9 protein-coding genes are annotated in these 10,145 nt (G+C 60.1%); 1 reads left to right on the top strand and 8 read right to left on the bottom strand.

Annotated features, from left to right (window positions below; translation table 11 throughout):
* The 5 genes from AC1D08_RS33465 to AC1D08_RS33445 all read right to left on the bottom strand — a co-directional run.
* On the bottom strand, positions 1-1,082 hold a 1,082-nt coding region (locus AC1D08_RS33465; protein ID WP_477425296.1), incomplete at its 3' end, for an ABC transporter ATP-binding protein.
* The gene (locus AC1D08_RS33460; protein WP_477425294.1) at positions 1,082-2,350 is read right to left on the bottom strand and encodes a M24 family metallopeptidase; all 1,269 of its coding nucleotides are present in this window, start codon (positions 2,348-2,350) and stop codon (positions 1,082-1,084) included. The genes AC1D08_RS33460 and AC1D08_RS33465, both read right to left, overlap by 1 nt.
* A gap of 227 nt (positions 2,351-2,577) precedes the next feature.
* A complete protein-coding gene (locus AC1D08_RS33455) occupies positions 2,578-3,567 on the bottom strand; it encodes a LacI family DNA-binding transcriptional regulator (protein ID WP_457155086.1) in 990 nt (329 codons plus the stop codon).
* A gap of 236 nt (positions 3,568-3,803) precedes the next feature.
* A complete protein-coding gene (locus AC1D08_RS33450; protein WP_457155085.1) occupies positions 3,804-4,226 on the bottom strand; it encodes a RidA family protein in 423 nt (140 codons plus the stop codon).
* Positions 4,227-4,283: 57 nt separating this feature from the next.
* Positions 4,284-5,618 (bottom strand): NAD(P)/FAD-dependent oxidoreductase, encoded by a 1,335-nt coding sequence (locus AC1D08_RS33445; protein ID WP_477228967.1) that lies wholly within the window; start codon positions 5,616-5,618, stop codon positions 4,284-4,286.
* A gap of 201 nt (positions 5,619-5,819) precedes the next feature.
* Here AC1D08_RS33445 and AC1D08_RS33440 point away from each other — a divergent pair, with 201 nt between their 5' ends.
* Positions 5,820-6,875: an aldo/keto reductase gene (locus AC1D08_RS33440; RefSeq protein WP_457154995.1), complete on the top strand. Its 1,056-nt coding sequence runs from the start codon at positions 5,820-5,822 to the stop codon at positions 6,873-6,875.
* Positions 6,876-7,046: 171 nt separating this feature from the next.
* Here the strand turns inward: AC1D08_RS33440 and AC1D08_RS33435 are convergent, their stop codons facing one another.
* The 3 genes from AC1D08_RS33435 to AC1D08_RS33425 form a co-directional block, all read right to left on the bottom strand.
* Entirely contained in the window at positions 7,047-8,885 is a 1,839-nt protein-coding gene (locus AC1D08_RS33435) for an ABC transporter permease subunit (RefSeq protein ID WP_477346056.1), read from the bottom strand.
* On the bottom strand, positions 8,825-9,862 hold the full coding sequence (locus AC1D08_RS33430) for an ABC transporter substrate-binding protein (RefSeq protein ID WP_477228965.1): 1,038 nt from the start codon (positions 9,860-9,862) through the stop codon (positions 8,825-8,827). The genes AC1D08_RS33435 and AC1D08_RS33430 overlap by 61 nt, the downstream gene beginning before the upstream one ends.
* Before the next feature lie 27 nt (positions 9,863-9,889).
* The coding region (locus AC1D08_RS33425; protein WP_477425042.1) for a TOBE domain-containing protein at positions 9,890-10,145 on the bottom strand (256 nt) is incomplete at its 5' end.

Genomic DNA, 10,145 nt, shown 5'->3' with positions numbered 1-10,145 from the left:
GATCCTTCAGCCGGAAGAACAGCGACGGATGCCGGCATCCATCGCGCGATGACGGGTTTGCCGGGAGCCAGGTGTCCGGCCGCATCATCTCCACGCGTGATGCTGGCGAGCAGGGACTGCCCGTCGGAAAGTTCCAGCGCCACGCGCCAGCCGGCGCCGAGGTAGGTGACATCGCGGATCGTCGCGGGAACACCAAAGGCACTGTCTGATACGATTTGGGGTGCGGAGCGGACGGAGACGTTCTCCGGCCTCACCACAATATCGAAAGGCGCCGTCGCGGGGGACGGCAATGACTGGCGCACGCCGGCGATCTCGTATCCACGGCCGCCATCCGTCGCGGTAACGCGCAGAATCGAGCACTCGCCGAGGAAGCGTGCCACGAAGTGATTGGACGGTGCGGCGTAGATGGTTTCCGGATCGGCGACCTGGAGAAGCCGCCCCCCGGCCATGATCCCGATCCGGTTCGCCATGGCCATGGCTTCCGACTGGTCGTGTGTCACGTAGATGACGGTGATGCCGAGCTCGCCCTGAATGCGCTTCAATTCCTGCTGCATCTGGTCGCGGAGCCTTCGATCGAGGGCGCCAAGCGGTTCGTCCATGAGCAGGAGGTCGGGGCCGAAAACGAGAGCGCGGGCGAGCGCCACGCGTTGCTGCTGCCCACCGGACAACTGCGACGGATATGAAGACCAGCGATCGGCAAGATTGACGAGACCGAGCGCGGCATTCACTCGCGCCTCGCGCTCGGCACGTGCGACGCCGCGCATCCTCAGCGGGTAGGCAACGTTCTCGGCAGCCGACATGTGCGGGAAAAGCGCATAGTTCTGGAAGACCACCCCGATCCGTCGCCGATGCGGAGGCACGTCCGAGACGGACGTGCCCGACATCAGCACGCGGCCTTCGGTTGGCGTGTCGAACCCCGCCAGGAGCATGAGGAGCGTCGTCTTGCCGGAACCGCTCGAGCCGAGCAGCGCGAAGAACTCCCCCGATGAGATGTCGAGGGTAACGTCGCTCACCGCGCACACGCTGCCATAGCGTCGGGTGACGCCTTGAAAGGAAACGGCGGGGAGTGGCTGGCCTGCCATTAGATATCCCTGCCGAGGTCGAACGGGGTGAGCACCTCGTATCCGTTTTCGGTCACGAGCACGGTATCGCCGAAGCGGGCGCCACCAATGCCGTCGACATAGGGGGCCGGCTCGACGGTAAGCACCATGCCCGGCTCAAGCACGGTCGGAGAATTGGCCTTGAGCTCGATCCCGTCCCAATCGGAGTAACCGATCCCGCGACCGGTGCGGTGCAGGAAGGGACTCTTCCAGCCCTGGCGTTCGATCACCGCCACGGCCGCGGCATGGACCTCTCCCGCCAACGCGCCAGGGCGTACTTTTGCCAATGCCGCGTCCTGAGCCTCACGCGCGACATCCACGACTTTGCGCAGGTCCGCAGGCAATGGTTTCGACCCAATGTGAAATGGCCGGTCGTAACCAATTGCGTGCCCGAAGAAGGACGGCCCGCAAAAACAGACCTGCAAGATTTCGCCCTCTCGCATTTTGCGACCGCCGCCAGCAGAATGGCAGCGCGCAGTGCGCTCGCGGCCGGCCCCCATCATTTGCATTCCCTGAACAAACGGTGACTGCTCTTCGTTGCCGTTCCACCATTGTGCAGCCCGCTCCGTCCCGGCTGTCAGAGAAGCAAGCGCTACTTTCCATTCGGGAACGCCGGGGGCGACAAGCTCACGGCAGGCCGCGAACTGGTGAGCAACGATGTCGGTGCTGCGTCGAATGACGTCGATCGCTACTGCATCCTTGCGAGCAAGCAACTCGCGCAACATCACGGTGGCGTCCTTGACGCGCTCGGCGCCAAGTGCTTGCTCGACCAACTCAATGTTTAGAGCCCATGTGGAATTGAAGTCGACGCCAATTGTGCGGGCTGTCGGTGCGATGTCTCCTACATACTTCGCGAGCGCGGCATGGTGCGTCATGGGCGCCGGCACTGGCTCTTCCCATTCGACCCATTCGATAGCCACGGGGGTGTTGCATCTCGCCCTTATCTCCTTGGCCTCGCTGCGAGGAGAGACAAAGGCCGGCGCGCCGTCCTGCAACAGGACAAACCAAATCGGCCTGCCGACGGGGAGCCCATTCAATCCGGTGAAGAAGCGAAGGTAGTCGAAGCCTGAAATGGCGAGAACGTCGATCCCGTTACGCTTCATCGAAGCTTGGGCCCGTTCAATGCGATTGCGGTAATCCGCATCGGTGGGAAAAGTGAGCCTGGAATTCGCTGGGTTCTCGATCATGGCGTTCTCTGAATTCTCGTGTGTGGCGCTGACCAACTGGCTTGCGCCGATGCGGTAATCCAATCGTTTGTATCAATCATGCAATCGGTTGGATTGTCAATTGTGAATCTTCGGTGACATAGCGCGAAGTGCTGTTTCATGGCGCCTCAGGATGGCATCTAGTGGGTATTGGGTCGCGTGGCCCAAGGAACAGCGCCCCGCGGGTGCATTTGCACCCACAGGCTGGACTTCATCCTTGGGTGCCCGTAGCCAACACCGCTGACCGGCCTATCAAGTCACGGCCTGTCAAGTCACCCGATCCGCGCCACACTGTCCCTAAGGACCAGATGATGGCGCAGCACGATTTTCGCAGGCGCAATAATGTCCTGGTAGATCTGGCCAAAGAGCGCCTCCGCTCCAGAGCGACCGATCTCGATGCGCGGAACCGACACCGTCGAAAGTGGAGGATGCATCAGCGCGGCCACCCCCAGGTCGTCGCAACCAACGAACGAGATGTCGTCTGGAATACTGAGCCCGGCTTGCCGCGCCACCGCCATGGCACCTATCGCCAAATCGTCAGAAGCACAGAAGATAGCGGTGGGGCGCTGGCCAGCTCCGAGCAGGGACTTCATGACTTCGACACCAGCGTCGGCGTCGAAGTAGTCGGTTGGGCGTACAGTGATCAGGTCGGCCAGGCCATTTTCCCGCATGAAGTCGACATAGGCAGCGGAACGGGCACGGAATGTCTCGGAGCTCATTATTCCCCCGATATGGACGATGCGCCGATGCCCCATGCCATACAGGTGTTCCATTACCTCCCTGGATGCTGCGTAGTTGTCCATGGTAACCCAGCAAATGCCCGGCTGCGGGACCGGTCGAGCCAAGGCGACGACCTTGCGCTGGAAGTCCGGCATGTTGAGGATAGTCTCAGGGATGCTTCCGGTGATGGTGATGATGCCGTCTACGACGCCAGTCAGTAGTCGCTTGCCGAGTTCCGCCTCGCGCTTGGCCTCACGCTGCGTAGCGCCCAAAAGAACATTGATTTCGTGTTCATCCAGTGCCTCGATTATGCCCTGAACCATCTCCGGGTAGGACTTTGACGAGAGCTCCGGAATAATGACCAGTACCTGATTGGCGCGACCATCACGCAGAGTACGAGCTGCCTTGTTAACGACATAGCCGGTATCGCGTACAATCTCTTGGATTCGTGCCCGCGTCTCCACGGTGACCCGCTCACTTCCCGACAGAGCCCGGCTGACGGTCGAAATATCGACGCCCGCTATGCGAGCGATGTCGGCCATCCTGGGTTGTCGGCCGCCAGTCGGCTTTTCGGTCCTATCGTCGGTCAATGAAGTGGCCATGTCCGTTCAATTAGTCGGTCTGGATAAGAAAGGCGCAATCTCCAACACGTTGCCTGCGAGGTGATGCCGCGTGCAAGTGCACATGGCAGGTTTTTTGGCCTCGCTAACGGCTGTACACGGAAAAGTCCCCTTCGCCGAAGAAGGCCGGACCAAGTCCGACCTCTTCAGTCCCGAAATCAAAGACTGATCACCTTATGCTCAACTTCCGCGGTGCTGACGCCGCGATAGGCCTGCACCTCAATCTCCACCTTGTAGTCGGGGCCTCCAAGTCCGGGGCACAGCACCGTACGGGCGGGGTCAATCCCCTTAAAGCGTTCGCCGACATAGGCCATGACAGTCGGCGCATCCTCAGGGTTTGGAATATAGACTGTCGACATTACAACGTCGGCCAAGCTGGCGCCAACAGATTTAAGCGCACCTTCTATCTTGTTGAGGCACTCCTTTGCCTGTTGTACTGGGTCGGTTGACATTTTCTGGGTTTTGTAATTCACACCCGCAGTATTCGAAACAAATATCCAGTTGTCAACAACGACAGCTCGCGAGTAGCTCTCCATATCTTCAAATGGGCTTCCGGACTTTATTTTGGTGACGTTTGACATTTTTTCTCTTTTGCTAGTGAGGGTTGGTAAACTTTGGTCAAGCTTGATGTTACTACCTCAAGCATACTCCGGCGAAAGAACGATCCTGGTCCCGTCGCTGAACCGAGACAGCCTGAAGGCTTTGGGATCAACGACTGGAGGCTTTCCGGTGACGAGGTCCGCCATCAGCCGTCCGGCGGCGGGTCCGATGCCAAACCCGTGACCAGAAAATCCTGTAGCGATAAACAGACCGGGAACCTTTGCTGCCGCGTCGATAACCGGGATAGCGTCTGGGGTGACGTCGATGAGACCACCCCAGCGCTGTGCGATCGTCGCCTGACTGAAGACCGGCCAGTGCCTGGCAAGCGCCTTGAGAGCGCCGTCGGAGAGCTTCTTCGAAGGCACTGGATCGAGGACGCGCGTGTATTCGAACGCACTGGCTTCATCCAGTGGCCGCTGCTTGGCATCCGACATGTCCTTGAAGAACTGGCCCGAAATCCGGAAGTTCAGGGACTTCCAATCCGACCGAAGCGCAGGCAGATACCGGAACATGTACTTGAAAGAGCGCGGCACGATATCCACGACGTTTTCGTGGCCTGAGGCAATCGTGTAGCCACCGTCCAGGCGCTTTCGCAGCGCGAAGTCTTCGCACCACATCGCCTCTTCCGGCCCCCCTTCCAAGGGGTTGGTCCGCAGCACAGAAGCAGTGACATTAAGCTGCGGAATATCGATACCGTAGCGGCGGGCGAAGAAATTACTCCAGGCACCACCGGCCAGCACCACGGAATCGCAGGCGATCGGTCCATGCTCGGTGACGACACCAGACACCCGACCGGCCGAAAGCTCCAGACCTCGAACGGCGCATTCGACCAGAATATTCGCCCCTCGATCGCGGGCGGCCAATGCGATGGCCGGTCCGGCCAATTGCGGTTCAGCGCGTCCATCGCTGGGCGTTGACAAGGCGCCATGAAGCGGCAGGTCAAGCTCAGGGTATTTGTCCTTCAGTTCCCTCGCAGACAGAAGATTGGAAGACACCTGAAAACTTTGAAGCTGATCACGATACACCGCATTTTGGGCCTGATCGCCTTCCGAAGGGGCGGTGAAGACGATGCCCGTCTGGCGGTACCCCGTCTCGCGGCCAGTGCGCTCGACGAGGCCATTCCAGATTTTCTTGGCCTCGATCATGAGCGGCATCTCGCGGATATCCCGGCGAGAAAGGCGCACCCACCCCCAGTTCCGGCTCGACTGCTCGCAGGCGATACCTCCCTTTTCGCAGAGGGCCACCGAATGGCCACGCTCCGCGAGTTCCAACGCGGTTGAAGCACCGACAATGCCGCCGCCAATTACGACCACATCCACGCGCGGCGGAATTTTCTCGTCACTGGCAACCGGGACGACATAGGGACCAGGCATATCACTCCTTTGCCGCGTTTCTCAAAAATATCGGCAGCACTATCCAATCGGTTGTATTATTTATACAATCGTTTGGATTGTCAACGGCGTAATTCATTGCTATAGAAACGGGGAGAGCCGAGCGGCCATCACGTGAGCCGTAGGATCGCGACGTGCAGCGTGCCGCCGGCGACCGCCTGTTTCAATTCTTGGGAGGAAATTATGGAATATCGTCTGCTTGGCCGTTCGGGCCTCAAGATTTCGACCGTCACAGTGGGTACGATGACCTTCGGCGGGGTAGGCTGGGCAAGGACAGTCGGCGACCTCGGCGTCTCCGAAGCCAGACGGCTGGTCGATCTTTGCCTGGATGCCGGCGTCAATCTCATCGACACCGCCGACGTCTATTCCGATGGCAAGTCCGAAGAGATAGTTGGCGACATCCTCGGCGGCAAGCGCAAGGACGGCGTGCTGCTTGCCACCAAGGCGCGTTTCCGCATGGGCAACGGCCCCAACGATGTCGGCTCGTCTCGCCAGCACCTGATCGCTGCCTGCGAGGCAAGCCTCAGGCGCTTGAAGACCGATGTCATCGACTTGTACCAACTCCACGAATGGGACGGACAGACGCCCCTCGAAGAAACGATGGAGGCGCTCGACACGCTCGTTCGGGATGGCAAGGTTCGCTATATCGGCTGCTCGAACTTTTCCGGCTGGCACATCATGAAGGCTCTCGGCGTGAGCGAGAAAGACAAGCGCCAGCGCTTCGTCAGCCAGCAGATCCACTACACGCTGGAAGCGCGTGAGGCCGAATATGAGCTGCTTCCGATTGCCGTAGACCAAGGCCTTGGTGTGCTTCTCTGGAGCCCGCTCGCAGGCGGTCTGCTCTCTGGCAAGCATCGGCGAAACCAAGCCGCGCCTGAGGGCACGCGCCAGTTCGCCGGCTGGACGGAACCGCCGATCCGCGACGAAAATCGACTGTGGAACATCGTCGATACGTTGGTTTCAATTGCGGAAAGCCGCGGCGTTTCGGCCGCGCAGGTGGCGCTTGCTTGGCTAATAGGACGAAAGGCAATCACCTCAGTCATCATCGGTGGACGGACGGAAGCGCAGTTCAAAGACAACCTGGCAGCAGCCGACCTGAACCTGACCGCGGAGGAGCGGAAACGTCTGGATGAGGTTAGTGTGCCGCCGATCATCTACCCCTACTGGCACCAGTTGGGTACAGCGAGCGACAGGCTGAGCGAGGCGGACATGACAGCGCACGCCCCGCACATGAATTAGTCGAACTCTGTTAGCGGCGCCCCTCGAGCAGCGTCGTGACACACAAATCGCCCAAACGGGGATGACCTTAGAAACAACGATCGCGGAACTGCCTCCCCTTGAGTGTGGCTTCTCCGCACTCGTAGCGCCGCTTGTCCGAGTTCCGCTCTGAGGTCGGTCAAGAAGACCGATTTAGGAACGCGCTTGCAACGACAACAGAGCGGTTTTACGGCGCCCGAGGACAACCGCCATGCCGACGATGACCACGACGCATGTCACGCCAAGCAGCATGACGGAGACGGCCGCGGATTCAGGGCTTGTGTTGAAGCGGATACCCTCCCACAATTTTCTCGGCAGTGTCTTCACCGACAGATCGCTGAGGAAGATCGAAGCCACCGATTCATCGAACGAAAGAAGCATCGCAAGCAGAGCGCCAATAGCCAGGCCAGGAAGCAGCAGTGGGAAGATGATGGTGCGAAAAATGCGCCAAGGGTTGGCGCCAAGGCTTGCTGCAGCAAGTGACAGCCATGGATCAATGGAACTGTGTGTCGCCGATGCGACGAGGTAAACCACCGGGAAAATCAGAACCGTGTGGGCTATGATGATGCCTGCCTCGGTATCAACCAGTCCCACGCGCGCAAAGGTCAGATAGGCCCCCAGCGCGAAGACAACGCTCGGTACGGTCAAGGGCGAGAGCACCGAAGCTTCGGCTGCACCCTGAAACCGGAAATGACGACCAAAGCCGAGCACCGTTAGTGTGGCCAGGACGAGGGTCGCAACGCAGGTGGCAGATCCGATGCGAAGGCTGGTGAGTGCTGCCGCAATCCATTCCGGGCTGCCGAGGATCGCTTCGAACCATCGCATCGAATAACCGGGAGGCGGAAAGATGAGCACGTCCGCCGAACTGAACGACACCGGGAAGAGCACGACCAGTGGAAGAAGAATGAAGACAGATATTGCGCAGAGATAGGCCGGTTCGACAAGCCGCGCGGCGAAGCGCCAGATCTTGGGACTGTGTGGCCGCGGGGTGGGCTGGGCCACCGGCTGGCGAAGAAGTGCTTTGTCCACGTTCCGTGCCTGCTGTTGCGGCAAGGTCGGCGGCAACGAGCCCGGACGCTGCCACCGCGAGAAGAATCGCGCCATTGAGGACAATGCTACGACAATGATCGTGGCCGTCACGGCGAGCGTAATGCCCAGTGCCGCGGCGAAACCCCAGTCGGCCCCGGTCTCGATTTCCGACTGGATCACTTGTGCAAGCATCTGCTGGCGCTGGTTGCCGAGGAAGGCAGGCGCGATGAAGCTCGCCATGGTGAAAAGGAAGATGATGATGACGCCGGACTGGATGCCGCGGATTGCAAGCGGAACAACCATGCCCAGCCAGCCGCGCAGTGGGTTGGCCCCGAGTGTATGAGCAGCCAGAAGAATGCGTCCGTCGATGCGCCGCAGGACACTGACGAGGGCAAAGACCATCATGGGAATGGAGGAGTGCACCAGGGCTAGAACGACCGCGGGCTCGCTGAAGAGAAGGGGGAGCGGCTCCGAAATCAGCCCGAGGCCGAGAAGCGTCCCGTTGACAAGGCCACGCTGCCCGAGGATCGCCAACCAGGCGAAGGTCCGCACCAGCACACTGGTCAAGAAGGGAACCAGCACCAATAGTCCAAGAAGCAGGCCCTTCACTCCGCTCGCCCGGCTCAAGAGCCACGCCAAGGGAAACGAGACGACGAGCGTTATCGCGGTTGCTTCCAGACTGATGCGAACCGTCGTCCAGATGACCGTTCGGTACACCGGACTTCCGAAAATTCGCAGGAAGCGCCCGACGGCATCACCGCCGAACGCTTCCGGCACAATGGCAAGCAACGGTAGAGCGAAAGCGAGGACGAGCAGCAGGAATGCTGGAGCGAGCAGGCAAAGCCGCCCCCAATCTATGATACCGCTCCGTCTCATCATCGTTTTTTCCCGTCTAAGTTCTGCTACTGCATGATGGCCGTGTTCCAGCGGGTCTTCACAGACTCGCGGTTCTCGTTCCACCATTTCGAATCGAGAACTGCGCCAAGCTTCGCGTTGTCCGGATAGCTCGGCAGATCCTTGGCGACGGCAGGGTCGAGAAGCTTCAGCGCGTCGACATTGGTCGGGCCGTAAGGGATTTGGCGGGTCAGTTCTGCCTGCTGCTCGGGCTGGACGGCGAAGTTGATGAACTTCATGGCCTCGGCTGCATGCGGAGCGCCTTTCATCACCACCCACCATTCGGTATCGGAGACGGAAGCGTCCCAGCCATAAGCCCATTTAGCTCCAGCCTTTATGGCATCATTGACCCGACCATTGGGGATGTAGGCCAGGTCTACCTCTCCCTGCTGGATGAGCGCCTGGGTATCCGCGGCCCCCTTGTAGGCGACGATCTGGTCCTTGATCCGCTCGTAAACCTTGAGGGCGCGATCCACATCCAGGGGGTAGAGATCGGCGGGCTTCACACCGTCGGCCAGCAGCGCGAATTCGAGAGTGTATTCCGGTTCCAACGGAACCGCGCGACGAGCCTTCACCCCCGGGTCGAAGAACTGAGCCGGAGTAAGTCCGCTCGAAAACTTGTCTTTGCTCCACGCGAGGTTCATGCCGAACTTGATGTAGCCGACACCGTATTTCGTGCGGAGTTCCGCCGGAATGCCGTCGGCCTTGATGACCGAATAGTCGAGCGGCTGAAGAAGATCGTCCTTCACCTCGTTCGCATGAGCCGAGCTCTCTGCCGAGACGACATCCCAGGTGACGTTGCCGCTCTCGACCATGGCCTTCACCTTGGCGTAGCCCGAACCGGTGGTGCCGGTCACCTTGGCACCCGTGGCTTTGGCGTAGGTGTCGAAGAAGGCCTTCGTCTGCGCGTCCTGGAACGAGCCGCCGTACGAGGCGACCACAACTTCCGCCGGATCGGCGGCAGGTGCCGATTTCGCAAAGAAGGTTACACTGGCCGCCGCCAGCAAGGCAGCGGACACACCCATACAAAGTCTGTTTTTTGTCATGATTTTTTACTCCCCTTTGAATCCGCTTCAGGGTGATCCTTCAGCCGGAAGAACAGCGACGGATGCCGGCATCCATCGCGCGATGACGGGTTTGCCGGGAGCCAGGTGTCCGGCCGCATCATCTCCACGCGTGATGCTGGCGAGCAGGGACTGCCCGTCGGAAAGTTCCAGCGCCACGCGCCAGCCGGCGCCGAGGTAGGTGACATCGCGGATCGTCGCGGGAACACCAAAGGCACTGTCTGATACGATTTGGGGTGCGGAGCGGACGGAGACGTTCTCCGGC

The organism is Mesorhizobium sp. P2_E6 (assembly GCF_056403835.1).
Note: the sequence above shows the minus strand (reverse complement) of the source record. Positions and strands in the feature narration are given on the sequence as shown.